The sequence below is a fragment of the Blastochloris tepida genome, from assembly GCF_003966715.1.
In the GTDB taxonomy this organism is placed as follows: Bacteria; Pseudomonadota; Alphaproteobacteria; order Rhizobiales; family Xanthobacteraceae; genus Blastochloris; species Blastochloris tepida.
In genome coordinates this window covers 1164599-1179675 of the sequence record NZ_AP018907.1, presented here as the reverse complement: position 1 = coordinate 1179675, position 15077 = coordinate 1164599, and the positions used below count along the sequence as shown (strand labels likewise).

The following is a 15077-nucleotide window of genomic DNA, read 5'->3' as shown; positions in this document are numbered from 1 at the left end:
CCTCATCCCGGCTGCCACTTGCTGCGCAGCGTCACCAGTTCCTCGGCGGCGGAGGGGTGCAGCGCCATGGTGGCGTCGAAGTCGGTCTTCTTCGCCCCCATCTTCACCGCGATGGCGAGGCACTGCACCATTTCGGCCGCCGCCTCGCCGATGATGTGGATGCCGAGCACCCGGTCGGTGGCGCCATCCACCACCAGCTTCATGAACACCTTGCTTTCGCGGCCGGAGAGCGTCGCCTTCATCGGCCGGAAGCTGGTCTTGTAGATGTCGATCGGCGCGCCGCCCGCCCGCGCCTCGGCCTCGGTGGCGCCGACGGTGCCGATCTCCGGCTCGGTGAACACCGCCGTCGGGATGGCGCCGTAGTCGACCGCCTCCCGCCGGCCGCCGAACAGCGCGTCGGCCACCGCGTGGCCCTCGCGGATGGCGACGGGGGTGAGCGCGACGCGCCCGGTGACGTCGCCGACCGCGAAGATGTGCGGCACGCTGGTGCGCGAGAACGCATCCACCGCCACCGCGCCGCGCGGGTCGAGCGCCACGCCGGTGTTCTCCAGGCCGAGCCCGCTGGTGTTGGGCATGCGCCCGGTCGCCGCCATCAGCAGGTCGGCCTCGATGTCGTCGCCGCTGGCGAGCTCGACCCGCACGCCGGCATCCGCGCGCGCCGCCGCCCGGATGGTCTCGCCGAGGCGGAAGCGAATGCCGCGCGTCTTCATCTCCTTTTGGATCGCCAGCCGGACATCCTCGTCGAAGCCGCGCAGCACCCGCTCGCCGCGGTGGACCACGGTCACCTCGGCGCCGAGCCCCTTGAAGATGCCGGCGAATTCCAGCGCGATATAGCCGCCGCCCTGCACCACCACCCGCCGCGGCAGGCGGTCGAGATCGAACGCCTCGTTGGAGGTGGCGGCCAGCGCGCAGCCGGGAAACACCGGCCGGATCGGATGCGCGCCGGTGGCGATCAGGATGTGGCGGGCGCGGATGCGCCGGCCCGAGCCCTTGAGCAGGACGGTGTGGTCGTCCGCGAACACCGCGCGCTCGGCAATCACCGTGACGCCGGCCCGCTCCAGATTGGCGCGGTAGATCTTCTCCAGCCGGGCGATCTCGCGGTCCTTGGCGGCGATCAGCGCCGCCCAGTCGTGCGCCGGCTCGCCGAGGCTCCAGCCGAAGGCGGCGGCGTCCTCGAACTCGTGGGCGAAGCGCGCGGCATAGACCAGCAGCTTCTTCGGCACGCAGCCGCGGATGACGCAGGTGCCGCCGACCCGGAACTCCTCGGCCACCATCACCTTGGCGCCGTAGCCGGCGGCAATGCGCGCCGCCCGGACCCCACCGGAGCCCGCCCCGATGACGAAGAGATCGGCGTCGAATTCGGACATGCTCACCTCAACGGGCACGGCGCCCAAAAGGGCGCCGCGCCGATCACGCCGCAGCGCGCCTTAGAGCTTGAGATCCTTGCCCGAGGCCTTGAGCCGCGCGGCCGCGGCCTTCACCGCCTCCGGCGCGGTGCGGCGCGTCCATTCCTGCAGCGCCTCCGGCATCCTTGTGCCGAGCTGCGGCTGCTTCTTGATGATCGATTGGCCGGTCGGCGTCGAATAGAAGGTCTTCAGCGCGATCAGCTCGTCCTTGGTGTAGATGTCGAGCAGCACATCGACCACCGCCGCCTCGATCTCGGCCGCGCGCTTGAGCAGGAACTCCTCGAACAGCGCGTCGGAGAACGCGTTCATCGTCTCCTGGCTGGCGCCGGGGTTCCGCTGGCGCACATTGCGCACGATCTGCTCGGAGATCGCCGGCAGCGCACGCGACAGGCTGGCCGCCAACTCGGCGACGCGGGCATAGTCGCGGGCGATCGCCACCGTCTGCGGATCGCGCGGCGGCGCCGGCTGCACCGGCTTGGCGGGCTGCGCCGGCTGCTGGGCCAGAGCCGGCGCCGGGACGAGACACCCCGCGGCAAGACACCCAACGGCAAGGCACGCCACGGCCGCCGCGAACACGCGTGTGCGAACAGTCATCATCTTTCCCTCGACTTCGCTGCGCTGCGGACCACTCAGAGCTCGTGCCCCTTCTTGCGCATTTCGGCGCGCATCCGCGCCACCATCTGTTCGGAGAGCTTGGCGCTCCAGGCCTGCATGCGCTGGAAGCTGTCCTGCAGCACCGCCGGCAGCACAGAGATGAACTTCTTGCCGGTCGGCGACTGGTAGAACGTCACCAGCTCGCGCAGCTCGGCCTCGGTGAAGCGCGAGGCGTAGGCCTTGGCGATGCCGTCCACCACCTCGGTGCGCTGGGCCAGGAATTCCGGCCGCAGGCTGGCCGCCACCTCGGCCAGCGGCGCCGCGAGGTCGGGATTGGTGACGACGAACATGTTGCGGGCCTGATCGAGATAGGCCGGCACCATGTCGTCGATGGCGCGCAGCGAGCCGTTCAGCTCGATCAGCTCGCGCGCAAGCTGGACCTGGGCCGCCGACGGCTTGGCCGCCGCCTGCTGCGCGGCAGCCGGCGTCACCGGCGCCAGCGCGGCCATCGCCAGACCGAGGGCGACGAGCCCACCTCGCAGGGTGTGCGCAGACAGAGAGGGCATGTGCATCTTCAAGACTCCGTGTTGGCCGATCGCGTCAGCACCTGCACGCCGCCGTCTCCGGCAACGATGGCCTTGGTCGCCAGCCCTATGAACAATCCGTGCTCCGCCACCCCGGGAATCCCGGCCAGCCCGCAAGCCAGCGCCGCCGGATCGGGAATGGCGCCGAACCCTGCATCGAGGATGAAGTGGCCCCCATCCGTGACGAAAACGTGGCCATCCCTGGCCCGCAGCCGGACTTCCCCGGCGAGACCCTGCGCCTCGGCGAGGCGAAGAACCGCGCGCCGCGTCGCCTCCGCGCCGAACGGCACGATCTCGATCGGCAGCGGGAAACGGCCGAGCGTGCCGACCAGCTTGGCGTTGTCGGCGATCACCACCATGGCGCCGGAGGCGGCCGCCACGATCTTCTCTCGCAGCAGCGCGCCGCCGCCGCCCTTGATCAGCGCCAGATCGGGGCCGATCTCGTCGGCGCCGTCGACCGTAAGGTCAAGCTCAGGCAGGTCGTCGAGCGTGGCGAGCGTGATTCCCACCTGGCCGGCCAGCGTCGCCGTCGCCTCGGAGGTCGGCACGCAGCGCACGTCGAGCCCGCCGCGCACCCGCTCGCCGAGCAGCTCGATGAAGGCGTTGGCGGTCGAGCCGGTGCCGAGGCCGAGCCGCATGCCGGATTCGACCTCCTCCAGCGCGCGCGCCGCCGCGGCGCGCTTAAGGGCCTCGCTGTTGGCAGCCATGAATTCCCCCTCCCCGTTTGTTGTTCCCGCCTTGCGCGCGCCGGGCTTTAGCACGCGCGGCCGGTGACGGCCACGCCGGGCTGGACAGGCCGCCGCCAAGCCGCGATACGGAACGCTCCCCAACTGGATGAACCGATGTCCGCGCCCCCGATCGCCGTTTTCGACCTTGACGGAACCCTTGTCGACACGCTGCCCGACCTGATCGACGTGCTGGCCGACACCCTGGCCGGCCTCGGCCTGCCGCCGCTGACGGTCGCCGAGGGCCGCCGGCTGGTCGGCGCCGGCATCAAGCCGCTGATCGCCCGCGCCCTGGCCGAGCTTGGCCGCGACACCGACCCCGCCGAGCTCGAACGCATCTATGACGACTATGTGGAGGCCTACGCCGCGCGCATCTCGCGCCTGTCGCGCCCCTTCCCCGGCGTGATCGCAGCCCTCGACCGGCTGGAGGCCGAGGGGTTCCGCTTTGCCGTCTGCACCAACAAGGTCACCGCGCTGTCGGTCAAGCTCCTAACCGAGCTTGAGCTGATCGACCGCTTCGCCATGGTGGCCGGCTACGACACGTTCCCGGTGCGCAAGCCCGATCCCGGCCACCTGCTCGGCGCCATCGCCGGGGCCGGCGGCGATCCGCGCCGGGCGGTGATGGTCGGCGATTCGAAGACCGACGTCGCCACCGCCCGCAACGCCGCGCTGCCGGTGGTGGCGGTGAGCTTCGGCTATACCGACGTGCCGCCCCAGGCGCTCGGCGCCGACCGGCTGATCGACCATTACGACGCCCTGCCGCAGGCGATCGCCGAGCTGCTGTCGAAGGCTTAAAACATTCTCCGCAAGGAGCATTCTCCGCAAAAGCGGAAACCGATTTTGCGAAGGAGAATGCGACGGCTCAAAGAGTCGGAGCGGTCGCGTGTCCGCCGGACCGGCGGGCACGCACTGCAGCATCTCGTACACGGCTACCGCTAAGACGGCTTTAACCTTGGTTCGCCACCTTGTTCGCCGGGCCACCGGGCGCATGCCCGGGCTTCGCGCGCGCAAGCCAAGCATTGAGCCAAGCCATGCTGAAACTCGCATTCCGACGGCGGTCCGCCGCCGCGGCTCTCCCCGAGGTCGCAGCCCCTGAACTCGCGGTCGCCCACCCCGCCGCAGCCGACGGCGGAACCGGGCCCGAGCCGGCCGGCATGGAGGCGCGCCTCGCCCGCATGCGCGAGGCGCTCGATCTGGTGGAGGCGGACCTTGCCGCGCTGATCGGCGACGTCACCGCCGGCACCGATACGGTGCGCGCCGGCCTGCGCGCCACCACCGACGCGCTGGGCGAGATCCGCGACCATTCCAGCCGCATCGCCGACCTCGCCCGCAAGGCCAATGCCGACGCCTGCCAGCTTGCCGCCGCCACCGAGGAGCTGGCCGCCTCCTCCGGCGAGATCGGCCGGCAGGTCGACGAGGCCGGACGGCTCACCGCCCAGGCCACCGAAGCCGCCGCCGAAGCCGGCCGCTCGGTCGACGGGCTGAAGACCTCGTCCAACGAGATCGGCCAGGTGGTCGGGCTGATCGCCGCGATCGCCAAGCAGACCAACCTGCTGGCGCTCAACGCCACCATCGAGGCGGCCCGTGCCGGTGACGCCGGCCGCGGCTTCGCTGTGGTGGCGCAGGAGGTCAAGGCGCTGTCGGTCGAGACCCAGAAGGCGACCGAGGAGATCGCCCGCAAGATCGACGGGCTGCAGTCCGATGCGGCGAACTCGATCGATGCGGTGAACCGCATCACCGGCGCCATCGGCGCCATCCGCCCGGTGTTTTCCGCCATTGCCGCCGCGGTGGAGGAGCAGATCGCCACGGCCGGCGAGCTGTCGCGCACCGCCGCCGAAACCTCGTCCTTCGTCACCCGCGTCTCGGACGGCGCCGCCGAGTCCGAGGGTGCCGCCAACCGCATCTTCGAGCGCGCCCGCCATATCGACGATGCCAGCGCCCGTGTCGCCGGGCTGGCCGACAAGCTGCGCGCCCGCCTCGTGGTGGTGCTGCGCACCAACGAGATCGGCGACCGCCGCCGCTTCGACCGCCTGCCCTGCGACCTCAGCGCCCGGCTCGACGCCGGCGGCCGCGCCATCGACGGCCGCACGCTCGATCTCTCCGAGGACGGGGTGCTGCTGCGGCCCAATGCGCCGGACGCGGCGACAGCCCTCCGCCAGGGCGCGGCGGGCGAGCTCGACCTCGCCGGCATCGGCCGGCTGCCGGCCCGCGTCGTCGCCATCTCCGGCCTCGGCCTCCACCTTCAGTTCGTCCGGACACCGGCCGAGGTGCGGCGCGCCATCGACGCCAAGCTCGCAATCATCCGCACCGAGAACGAGGCCGAGATCACCCAGGCCCGCGCCATGGCGGAGGAAATTCAGGCCGCGTTCGAGAGCACCATTGCGCGGGGCCAAACCACCATCGAGGCGCTGCTCGACAATGCGGTGTCGCCGGTGCCGGGGGCCGACCCGCCGCAATTCACCGCGCGGGCGCAAAGCGTGCTCGAAGCGATCCTGCCGCCGATCCAGGAGCGGTATCTGACCTCGCACCCCGCGCTCGCCTTCGCGATCACCTGCGACCGCAACGCCTTCGTGGCCGTGCACAACAAGGTCTATTCGCAGCCGCAGCGGCCAGGCGAGCGCGACTGGAACATCGCCAATTGCCGCAACCGGCGCTATTTCGACGACCGCACCGGCCTCGCCGCGGCGCGCAACACCCGGCCCTATCTGCTGCAGGTCTATGCCCGCGACATGGGCGGCGGCAAGACGGTGATGATCAAGGAGATCGACGTGCCGATCCGCATCCAGGGCCGGCACTGGGGCTCGGTGCGCCACGGCTACCGGATGGGGTGACGGAGGCTACCGGATGGGGCGACGGGCGATCGTCCCGTTCGTCCCGGCCCGCGCATGGCGCCGCGGCGGGGATCGCTTCGCGTGTGCCGTCATCCCGGAGCGAGCGAAGCGAGCATCCGGGATCGTCCTCCGGAGAAGCCGACCCCTTCCTGAAAAACGTCCCGGGTCGCGCAGCTTCGCTGCCCGCCCGGGACCACAGCCCGCGCATCGTCAACCCGAGAGCCCGGGGGTGGCCCCGGGCTCCGGAGACCGGATCACGCCTTCTTGGCGTAGAGGCGGCACCAGCCGCTGCCGGAGATCGTGCCCTCCACCACCTGGCATGAGGCCGGGGCGACGAACATCCGGCAGTTGTCGCAGCGCTGCGCGCCCTTGGGCGATTCCTGATAGCCCGAGGCCTTGTGGCTGGCCTTCTTGGCGACCTGGGCCTCGGCACCGGTGGCGGCAAGGCCGATCGCGGCACCGGCCCCCAGCACATAGGCGCCGCAGACGAGCATGTCGCGGCGCGACAGCCGGCGGGACTTGGTGGTGACGTCCGTGATCTTGGCATCCATGGATCTTCCTCCTCCGTTTGATGGCCGTTTTGGCCTGGTTATTGGTCGAATACGTCAGACATTTTCACCATTTCACCGCCAGCGATGCGGCGATCAAATGTGACGTATAGTTCGGATCGACAGCAGCCATGGAGATGTTGCGGACCATGCTGCCATCGACAAGATACATGTACGGTGTCGTCCAGTCGTTCTGCCAATTCTTGACCTGCGTCTGCTCGAAACTGTAGCGCAGCTTCAAGATGACGTCGCCGATCAGCCCGACCTTGGTGACGAGATCGGGATCGACGTGGTATTTCATGATGGCGTCGAAGCGCTGATAGTCGGTCTTCACCGTCGGGAAGGGCTGGCAGGCGCTGTTGATCAGCGCAAGGCAGTCGCTGCTGTTGGTGTAGGGCTGCGCGGTCCAGTTCTCTTCGCCCTGGGCATAGGCGTAAGAGAGCTTCAGTTCCAGCGTGTCCGGAATAATGTCCAGGTTCGCCGTCGCGATGTAGGTATTGACGTTTTCTTCCATGTTGCTGAAGAAGAAACGCCCGTTATTGGTCGTCAGCGTCACGAAGTTGGTCGTGCCCTGGCCGCCATACAGATCACGGTCGAAATTCTCGTACACATAGGCGAACATGATCGTGGCGGCGGGCGAGATCTGATAGGCGACCTCGATGCCGGCGTTCCAGGTGTTGTCCTTGGTTATCCCGAGCTGGCCCGGAATGGCCAGCGCCGTGCCGTTGTTCGGGTTGCCGCCACCGGTCGCCGTCGCGATATAGTTCGGGTCGGTCTCGTAGGGGTTGGTCTCGTAGGCATCGAACCGCAGACCGAAGGTCGGCGTAACCGTCAGGTTCTCGACGCCGGTATACTCCAGCGAGACGTTCGCCTTCTGGCGTTCGCGATCGGCCAGATCGAGCTGCCGCACCATCATGTTGGTGACATTGACGCCCGTCGTCTGATTGGCCCAATAGATATAACTGGCAACACCCATGAAGTCGTAGTTGTCGTAGTTTCTCTGCGAATATTGGTAGCTGGCCCTCAGCCGGGTTTCCTCGGCAATCGTCGCATTCATGTACACCCTGCCGATGAACTCATTGGTGACATCGACGGCGCGGCGATCCCGGTCATACTGCTCCCAGCCGATCGAACCGCCGAGCGTGAGGTTCTTGTCGGCGCGCCAAGTCAGTTCCTCGGAGGCATTCTGCTTGGTGTAGGAATAGGCGAGGTTGCGCCGGGCGGAGCCGGCCGCGCAGCGCAGCGCCGCGTTCGGCGCCGGACACGCCGTGTTGGACGAGTCCTCGACCACGAAGTTGGGGAACAGCAGCTCCGGAGTCGTGTTGTTGTTGTCGTAATACCGGTAGCGCAGCGTCGACTTCACGTCCCGGCTGAGCGGCGTATTGAGGACGTTGTTGATCAGCAGCGTATCGACCTTGGCGTCGGCGCTGGAAGCCGGCAGCGCATAGGTCTCGACATTGGGGTTGATCGTATAGGGGATGAACGGGTCGTCCTGCCGCATCATGGTGTAGGACACCGTGCCCATGTAGCGGCTCTTGTTCGGCAGATCGATGCCAGCGGTGGCGCCGAAATTGTAGGCCTGATTGTCCGGCGCCAAGCTCACCCGTCCGAACGGCGAGTAGTTCGCCCGGGCCGCCAGGGTAGCGCCGTCGCCCGCATAGAACGGGTTCTGGAAGACGTAGGAATCGAAGTCGTTCTGATAGGCGGACACGCTGGCCGACGTCCGGACGTTGAACTTGCCGCCCCAGGGGGTGTCGCCGGCATATTGGCCCGCCAGCTTGGCGTTCTGGGTGGTGTCGGACACCGGCGCCGGCAACTGCACCATCTGCTGGTTGGCCATGCCGCCGATCACCGCACCGGCGATCTGCGTGCCCTCGCGGTGCTCGTGCGAGTAGTCGGCGCGGAAATCCCAGTTCTCGGTCGGCGTCCAGCGCTGCATCGCCGCGAACTTGTCGCGCTGGATGCCGATGTCGATGGTATTGAGATTGCCCTGCAGCGCGTTGTAGACGGCGGTGTTGGACGCAAGGCCGCTATTGGCGATGTTTCCAATATACACCGGCGTGGTCAGATAGTCCGTGCCGACGCCGTTCCAGATGCTCTGCGCCGACGCGCTGTAGAGATGGGGAATCTGGTCCCACGAATACGTGCCGTAGATCTCGCCGGCCTTCGACCAGTCGAAGATGAAGCGCTGGTTGTTGTTGCCGACATTGTCGGCGCGCAGCTCGCCGGCATACATGCCGTCCTTGGTCTGGGCGCCGAGAATGAGGGTTTCGAAGAAGAACCCCGGACTGATGTTGCCGTACTCTTCGAACTTGGCGCGGTTGTCACGGTCGGTGTTGAAGATCGGCGCCGGTTGGCCGCCCTGCAGCGGGTTGGTGTTGGTGCCGGCCGCGGTGGGCCGGCCGGCCGGCAGGATGCCCGGCAGCGCGTAGCTCGGCGGCCGCTCGATGAAGGCGCGGAAGCCCGCCTCCACATTGCCCCAGGTGCGCACGCCCCCGTGCTCCGCCCAGGTCTGGTTCCAGAAATCCTCGGGCGTCGCCACCTTCGGCTGTTGTGTGGCGGGCTGCTGCGCCGCTGCGCCCGACGATAGGGCTGATCCGGCCGCCATCAGCAGCACGCCGGTCAGCGCCGTTCTCCCGTTGACCTTCATCACCCCCTCCTTCCCGCCAGCGCCGCACTCGCGCACGCATGCCGCGTTCGTCCCCATGCCCCGGCGGCTCGTCTTCGACGGCCGCTCTTGTTCTGTTTGCTTCTGGCGGCCTGCCTTCGGCGGCCGCTCTTGTTGGTCTTTGGCGGCCCGCCTCCTTTGGCCGCGATGGTGCTCGTCCCGGCGGCATGCCGCACGCACCCGCACTCGCCCGGCGGCCTGCCGATGGGTGGCCGCTTCTCTCTGTGTCGTGGAGGTCGAAGCCCGGCCGTGCCGGGCCTCGAAGTTGCCGGCCGGCGCCGCGTCAGCGGTGCCAGCGCGAGCCGGACGGGCTGTTCGAGCCGTGAATGTTGGTGTGGCAGTTCTGGCAGGAGCTGCCGACCGCGTAGCGCATGCCGCCCACCGTCGCCCCCAGCACGCCGAGACCGGCCTGATTGTGCGGGTTGGTATGGCAGCGCTGGCACAGCCGCTCGCGCGCCACCACCAGCAGCTTGTCGTGCATCGAGCCGTGCGGTTCGTGGCAGTTCAGGCAGTTTTCGCGAACCGGCGGATGCTCGAACAGGAAGGGCCCGCGCTTCTCGGCGTGGCAGGTGTAGCAGGTGTCGTTGACCGTATCGCCCTTCAGCATCGCCTCGGTGGCCGAGCCGTGCGGATTGTGGCAGTCGGCGCAGGTGATCTTGCCCTCGCGCACCGGCATGTGGGCGGTGCGCAGAGACTGCGCGCGCCGGTCCTTGTGGCACTGGAAGCAGGTGTCCATCACCGTCGCCTTGGCGAGTTGGAAGCGCGGCGAGGTCTTGCGCATCACCGTGTGGCAATCGACACAGGCAACATCGCGGTTCTCGTGCGTCGAGCCGCTCCAGTAGGTCTGCTCGCCCTTCTGGTGGCAGGTCAGGCACGCGGCATTGGCGTCGGCCACCGAGAAGCGCGGGTCCGTCTTGCGGAAGGAGCGGATGTGGCCAGTCTCGCGACCGCCGCCGCCATTGACGTGCCCCGAGCCCGGCCCGTGGCAGCTCTCGCACTCCATCTTGCCTTGCGGCGTCACCTTGCCGGACTTGATGTTCCGGCCCATCACGGTCTCTTCGAACTCGTCGAACAGCCGGGCATGGCAGGTTTCGCAGGGCTTGGAGCCGACATAGTAGCGGCCCTCCGGATCATCCGGCGCCGGCTTGACCATCGGGGCATGCCCTTCGGCCGCCGCCTCCGCCTTCGCCCGCTTCTTCGGCTTCGGCGCCGGCTGCGGGATGTCCGCCTGGGCAACGACGATCAGCTGGCCGGCCGCGCCCCCGCCCTCACCCGGCGCGCGATCCGCCGCCGCAGGATTCGAAACGTCGTCCGCAGCCGCCGCATCGGCTGTGAGGCCTGCCGACTCGGCGCCGCCCGCCTCCTGAGCATGCCCCTCCAGATCATGCCCCTCCAGATCATCGCCCGCGAACCCGTGCCCGGCCGGCGCGATGCCGGCATGCGGGGAGCCGGTCCCCGCGCCTTCGATCAGCGCACCATGGGGCGACACGCCCGCCGCGTGGCCGGACGTCGCGTGGCCTGCGCCAACCTCCGGCACGCTCAGCCCGACGTCGCGCGCATAGGCCGCCAGGGCCCGATACTCGTCCATGAAATCGCTGCGGATGGCCCCGGAGCCATGCGGCGTGTCCGCCTCCACGGCAACCGCGCCGAGCCAAGCCGCACTGCCCAGCACCGCCAGCGCCAATGCCGGTTTTTTTGATATGCGAAATATCGAATGCGAATTACCGAAAGCCAGGCGTCGCCACCGGCCCCAACAACCTGAAAAAGCCATCCTTCTAGTTCCCCCCAACCCCTCGGAACGCCAGCAAGCGCGACGCCATCCGCCCCCGCGGATTGCCATTTGAGAAACGGCTATTTTTCTTATATTGAAATCGGTATCAGCCGAGCGGTTGCGACGGCAACCGAAAACTTGCTGTATCTATTGTTATGCGTATTCTTCCGGATGGAAAACTGCGGCAGGCGCGAGAGCGTTACTGCGCCGCAACATGTCGCGTCGGCGTCGGCGGCCACCGCAAAATGTGCCTGCCTGCAATGCCCGGCGCGGGCGGCCGCCGCCCGCCAAAGGGTCGGCGCCGCGCAATCGACGCTGCACCGCGACAAGACCGATTGAAGGTCGGTGAAGCCCGCCCCCAGGGTCCCGGCGTTGCGGATTGAGACCGGGCGAATCCGAAAGCCCGCAGGCGGATCGCAGGGGATCGCCAAGACCCCGGTTGTGACAAGACCCCGGTTGTGATGCGCCGCCCGGCCGATCGGACCGGAGAATCGCTTCACGGCCGCCGGAGATCCGGCTGTCGAGCGGCTCTTGCCGAACTGGGTTTCGGCTTATCCCCTTCCGCCAGACTGCAGGGATCGACCGCAAACGATTTCAGGACAACGGTTCCGAACCGGCGTCCGTTTTGGCGGCGCAACCCGACGCTAGAGCGTGATCCGATCTGACTGCATCAGATCGGACGCTCTAAGTTTCTGGTTTGTCGCATTTTCGCTGACGCGGCCCTTCGGGTCTTTCGCACAACCGGTATCCACTTGTGCGGAAAATGCTCCAGTGGATGAAATCCGACGCTTGGCACCCACGCGTCGAAAAAATTTCATCCACATAATCAATGACTTGTGGGCAGACTTGCCCTGACATTTGCGGATGCAAATGTCAGGGCCGGACCACTAGCAACCGTCACGCACGCGCGTGACACGTTACGGTAACGGATCCGGGCCGGCCTCGGGCGCGCTGCGCGCCCCTTTCCGGCCTTGCATCCGCCCCTGCCGTACCGCCCGCGCAGATCGCTGTGCGTCGACGCCAGCATCGTCCTTGACACCACTCGCCCGCCCCCCCTAGAAAGCACTTCCGCTTCGGCGGGCGCGTAGCTCAGCGGGAGAGCACTCCCTTCACACGGGAGGGGTCACAGGTTCAATCCCTGTCGCGCCCACCATTCCTTTCAAGGACTTAGCGGCAAAGCTGGGGAATGCTCCCCAGAAAACACCCCAGAAACCGGGCTCGGCCCATTCGTTCGAGCATAGTCGCCGTCCTGCATCTGCTCCCCCGCGAGAGCGCCACCGGTCCCCGCCATGCAATTTCGCTCAGCGCCGCCCAACCTTGCCAAGGTTGGGGTCGAGGGTTCGAATCCCTTCGCCCGCTCCAAAATCTCTCAAGAAATTCAAACGGTTGCAGATGGCCATTCGGGGCCATTTTCGCTTAGAATTGGCCCAACCCGGACCATTCCGAGCAAAATCTAGAGCATTTTCCGCACAAGTGGATACCGGTTGCGCGAAAGAAAAAGCGACAAACCAGAAACTTGGAGCGTCCGATCTGATGCAGTCAGATCGGATCACGCTCTAAGCATCCGGACGGAAGTCACCGGATGCGATGGCGAATTCTGGCGAGCGGTGTCTAAGCGCACCGGCGCCGCATAGAAACCAGGGACACGGTTGGTTATAAGCTGGCCGTCAAGTGAGTCACCGCGGCTACGAGCCGAAATAGCACAGCTCCAGCAGGCTAACTAACTACGAATCTGCGGGTCAGAGGTTCGAATCCTTTCTGACGCGCCATCAAAATCAATAACTTAGCCAAATCTAACCGTTTCAGATTCCGGGATTGAAACGGTTCTTGAAGCGGTTTTCGCTGCGCTTTGCGCCACATGTAACCCGCAAGATCGGATGGCAAATCTGGGGGATGTCCGGGATTGGCCGGGATTAGCCTGGATTGTGTGAGACGCCAACGGCTTAGCCGGTGATAACGCCTCACCTCCGCTCAGCCAGGCGCGCAAGATCAAATGGCAAAACCGAAGAGACGATACCTCCCGGGGCGGGCGCTAAGCCATTGATCTGCCGCCGGCGTACCCGGCGGAACTCCGAAATCAGTTCGGAGTTTGGGTCGACCGGCGAAAAACGCAAACTCGACCATAAAACCAATAGCTTAGCCTTAGATGCCAGAAAAGGCGGGGCTCGGGAACTCCGAAATCCGAGATGCGGATTTTTGGGCCGGCGGGCGGCACCATCCGCGGCGTTTGCCACCCCAGTAAAGGCGGGCGTGGCCGGCGCGGATCATGATGGCTGCGACGTTGCGGCCGGCGACCCGGACCACCGCGAGCGTGCGGCGATAGCGGTCCCGGCCGTGGCGCTCGATCTCGGGCTCGCGGGCGGCCAACAGCTCGGCGAGCGCGGCCTTCGCGGCGAGACCGCGCTGCCGTTCGTCGGCGCATTGAGCGTGGCCGATCTCGGGCGCATCGAGTCCCAGGATGCGGATGCGCTCGCCATCGACGACGATTGTGTCGCCGTCGACGACCCGCACCTCTGAAGCCATAACTGTGCCGGTACAAAGCAGCGCCGCCACCGCCGCGGCCCCAAGCCCGATTTGCACCCGCGCGGCGTCTGCGAGTTTCACTGTTCATCCAGGGCGGGATGGTGCCAGTACCGCGTGGCGATCTGGGGCACGTTCTCGGTCAAGACACCTTCCCACCGAATCTCGGCATTGGCGGTGCGGTCGAAGGCGATGCGGATCACCCGCTTCTTGTTCTCCTGACCGCGGATGTCTGTCAACGTGGCGACCCCAGTGATTTCGACCTCCGAGACGTCCGGAAAACCGGCGAAGACCTGGGGAATAATCTCTGACGCCTCCCTAAGAAAGCGACGCTTGGCCGAGGTCACCGACCACGCCTCGGGCATCTCGTAGACCACCTCCAGGTGGTCCATCTTTGCCCCCCTGCGTGCAATGGTAGGCGTGCTCTTGGCGTCGTCCAGAAATGTTCTGACGAAGACTTCGACATCGCGGCGCGCAAGGGCATCCGCCCGCACGTTTTTGACCGGCTCCGACCCAGACGAACTGAGGGATGAGGGGATGTAGTCGGCCACAACCCAATAAACAAACAATGCGAGACCGGCCCAAAGAGCCGCGGTCACGGTAATTGCTGCTCCTTTACGCGCGATCGACATGGCTCCCTCATATTGTCCGGCCGAACCAGCGCACGCGCCTTCGATCTTGAGACCCTGCACGTCGGGTGCAGGGTCCGTCTCAGTCTCGTACCGCTGGTTGTCCGACATCAAGATGACACGGCCGGCGACCTCATCATAACGCGTGGCCGACCCAGACCACCCGGCCGATGATGCGCACGGTCCGGGAGTCGTCGACCGGGATGTCCGGTGCGCCGCTGTCGGAGTGCAGCACCAGGCGGCCGGGCTCGCGATAGATGCGCTTGACGAACGCCTCGTCGTCGACTGTCAGGGCATAGACCGACCCGCTGGCCAGCGGGCGCCGGCGACCGTCGTCGGACCGGTCGATCAGCAGCAGATCGCCGTCGCCGATCGTCTGCGCCATCGAGTTGCCCTCGGCGATCAGCGCGAGCGCGTGCTCGGGCCTCAGTATCAGCCGCTCCAGAATGTGCCGTGGCATGGCGAGCGAGCCGTGGTCCTGGGACAGGACCAACGATCCAGGCCCAGCTGACGCACGAAAGTCAGCTTTGGGAATGTTGACGAGCTTTCCGTCAGAAGAGTTCTCCGAATCACCCCCAAAAAGCCACTCGACCGAAACACCGCAAGCCCTTGCGAGCTGAAGGGCCTTCTCGATCGATGGCAACGACGGCCCTTTTTTCCACTGACGGATTGAGCTGTCCTCAAGCTCGCATCTCCTTGCGAATGCGGAGATATTTCCTCCGTCAAGCTGGGCAATCAGCGCATCGAGGCGTTGCCGGAACAGCAAAGCAACCCCCTATCCGAAAAACTCTTTGACTGCAT

13 protein-coding genes and 1 tRNA gene are annotated in these 15077 nt (G+C 66.7%); 4 read left to right on the top strand and 10 right to left on the bottom strand.

Annotated elements, in window-relative coordinates:
• Nucleotides 1-2 precede the first annotated feature (2 nt).
• The 4 genes from gor to rpiA are packed head-to-tail and all read right to left on the bottom strand — an operon-like array spanning nucleotide 3 to nucleotide 3291.
• Nucleotides 3-1367, bottom strand: a complete 1365-nt coding sequence (gene gor, locus BLTE_RS05470) for a glutathione-disulfide reductase (RefSeq protein ID WP_126398296.1) — start codon at nucleotides 1365-1367, stop codon at nucleotides 3-5.
• Nucleotides 1368-1427: 60 nt separating this feature from the next.
• Nucleotides 1428-2003 carry a DUF2059 domain-containing protein gene (locus tag BLTE_RS05465; RefSeq protein WP_126398294.1) on the bottom strand — a complete coding sequence of 192 codons (576 nt, stop codon included), beginning with the start codon at nucleotides 2001-2003 and terminating at the stop codon, nucleotides 1428-1430.
• 32 nt (nucleotides 2004-2035) lie between these two features.
• On the bottom strand, nucleotides 2036-2566 hold the full coding sequence (locus BLTE_RS05460) for a DUF2059 domain-containing protein (protein WP_126398292.1): 531 nt from the start codon (nucleotides 2564-2566) through the stop codon (nucleotides 2036-2038).
• A gap of 8 nt (nucleotides 2567-2574) precedes the next feature.
• A complete protein-coding gene (gene rpiA, locus BLTE_RS05455) occupies nucleotides 2575-3291 on the bottom strand; it encodes a ribose-5-phosphate isomerase RpiA (protein WP_126398290.1) in 717 nt (238 codons plus the stop codon).
• A gap of 135 nt (nucleotides 3292-3426) precedes the next feature.
• Here rpiA and BLTE_RS05450 point away from each other — a divergent pair, with 135 nt between their 5' ends.
• Together BLTE_RS05450 and BLTE_RS05445 are read left to right on the top strand one after the other, a co-directional pair.
• Nucleotides 3427-4104, top strand: coding sequence for an HAD family hydrolase (locus tag BLTE_RS05450; RefSeq protein WP_174769520.1), 678 nt, complete (start codon nucleotides 3427-3429; stop codon nucleotides 4102-4104).
• Nucleotides 4105-4340: 236 nt separating this feature from the next.
• Complete coding sequence (locus tag BLTE_RS05445) at nucleotides 4341-6140, top strand: methyl-accepting chemotaxis protein (protein WP_126398289.1); 1800 nt, start codon at nucleotides 4341-4343, stop codon at nucleotides 6138-6140.
• A gap of 254 nt (nucleotides 6141-6394) precedes the next feature.
• On the opposite strand, the gene BLTE_RS05440 is transcribed toward BLTE_RS05445, so the two are convergent.
• From BLTE_RS05440 to BLTE_RS05430, 3 genes are all read right to left on the bottom strand, one after another.
• Complete coding sequence (locus BLTE_RS05440) at nucleotides 6395-6691, bottom strand: high-potential iron-sulfur protein (RefSeq protein WP_174769518.1); 297 nt, start codon at nucleotides 6689-6691, stop codon at nucleotides 6395-6397.
• A gap of 64 nt (nucleotides 6692-6755) precedes the next feature.
• A complete protein-coding gene (locus BLTE_RS05435) occupies nucleotides 6756-9338 on the bottom strand; it encodes an MtrB/PioB family decaheme-associated outer membrane protein (protein WP_160140532.1) in 2583 nt (860 codons plus the stop codon).
• A gap of 301 nt (nucleotides 9339-9639) precedes the next feature.
• The gene (locus BLTE_RS05430) at nucleotides 9640-10944 is read right to left on the bottom strand and encodes a DmsE family decaheme c-type cytochrome (RefSeq protein ID WP_244600127.1); all 1305 of its coding nucleotides are present in this window, start codon (nucleotides 10942-10944) and stop codon (nucleotides 9640-9642) included.
• Nucleotides 10945-11196: 252 nt separating this feature from the next.
• On the opposite strand from BLTE_RS05430, the gene BLTE_RS05425 reads away from it, so the two are divergent.
• Both BLTE_RS05425 and BLTE_RS05420 read left to right on the top strand, forming a co-directional pair.
• A complete protein-coding gene (locus BLTE_RS05425; protein ID WP_126398282.1) occupies nucleotides 11197-11466 on the top strand; it encodes a hypothetical protein in 270 nt (89 codons plus the stop codon).
• Between the two features lie 739 nt (nucleotides 11467-12205).
• Nucleotides 12206-12280: transfer RNA gene (locus tag BLTE_RS05420), tRNA-Val, on the top strand.
• 989 nt (nucleotides 12281-13269) lie between these two features.
• On the opposite strand, the gene BLTE_RS05415 is transcribed toward BLTE_RS05420, so the two are convergent.
• The 3 genes from BLTE_RS05415 to BLTE_RS05405 form a co-directional block, all read right to left on the bottom strand.
• A complete protein-coding gene (locus BLTE_RS05415; protein WP_197723274.1) occupies nucleotides 13270-13731 on the bottom strand; it encodes a thermonuclease family protein in 462 nt (153 codons plus the stop codon).
• Nucleotides 13728-14279, bottom strand: coding sequence for a hypothetical protein (locus BLTE_RS05410; RefSeq protein ID WP_126398280.1), 552 nt, complete (start codon nucleotides 14277-14279; stop codon nucleotides 13728-13730). The genes BLTE_RS05415 and BLTE_RS05410 overlap by 4 nt, the downstream gene beginning before the upstream one ends.
• A 133-nt stretch (nucleotides 14280-14412) precedes the next feature.
• Nucleotides 14413-15042 carry an XRE family transcriptional regulator gene (locus tag BLTE_RS05405; RefSeq protein WP_126398278.1) on the bottom strand — a complete coding sequence of 210 codons (630 nt, stop codon included), beginning with the start codon at nucleotides 15040-15042 and terminating at the stop codon, nucleotides 14413-14415.
• Between the last annotated feature and the right edge of the window lie 35 nt (nucleotides 15043-15077).

Bases quoted from the DNA above. Each gene is read 5' to 3' on its own strand.
- gor (WP_126398296.1), bottom strand. From the start codon at position 1,367: ATGTCCGAATTCGACGCCGATCTCTTCGTCATCGGGGCGGGCTCCGGT.
- BLTE_RS05465 (WP_126398294.1), bottom strand. From the start codon at position 2,003: ATGATGACTGTTCGCACACGCGTGTTCGCGGCGGCCGTGGCGTGCCTT.
- BLTE_RS05460 (WP_126398292.1), bottom strand. From the start codon at position 2,566: ATGCCCTCTCTGTCTGCGCACACCCTGCGAGGTGGGCTCGTCGCCCTC.
- rpiA (WP_126398290.1), bottom strand. From the start codon at position 3,291: ATGGCTGCCAACAGCGAGGCCCTTAAGCGCGCCGCGGCGGCGCGCGCG.
- BLTE_RS05450 (WP_174769520.1), top strand. From the start codon at position 3,427: ATGTCCGCGCCCCCGATCGCCGTTTTCGACCTTGACGGAACCCTTGTC.
- BLTE_RS05445 (WP_126398289.1), top strand. From the start codon at position 4,341: ATGCTGAAACTCGCATTCCGACGGCGGTCCGCCGCCGCGGCTCTCCCC.
- BLTE_RS05440 (WP_174769518.1), bottom strand. From the start codon at position 6,691: ATGGATGCCAAGATCACGGACGTCACCACCAAGTCCCGCCGGCTGTCG.
- BLTE_RS05435 (WP_160140532.1), bottom strand. From the start codon at position 9,338: ATGAAGGTCAACGGGAGAACGGCGCTGACCGGCGTGCTGCTGATGGCG.
- BLTE_RS05430 (WP_244600127.1), bottom strand. From the start codon at position 10,944: ATGGACGAGTATCGGGCCCTGGCGGCCTATGCGCGCGACGTCGGGCTG.
- BLTE_RS05410 (WP_126398280.1), bottom strand. From the start codon at position 14,279: ATGTCGATCGCGCGTAAAGGAGCAGCAATTACCGTGACCGCGGCTCTT.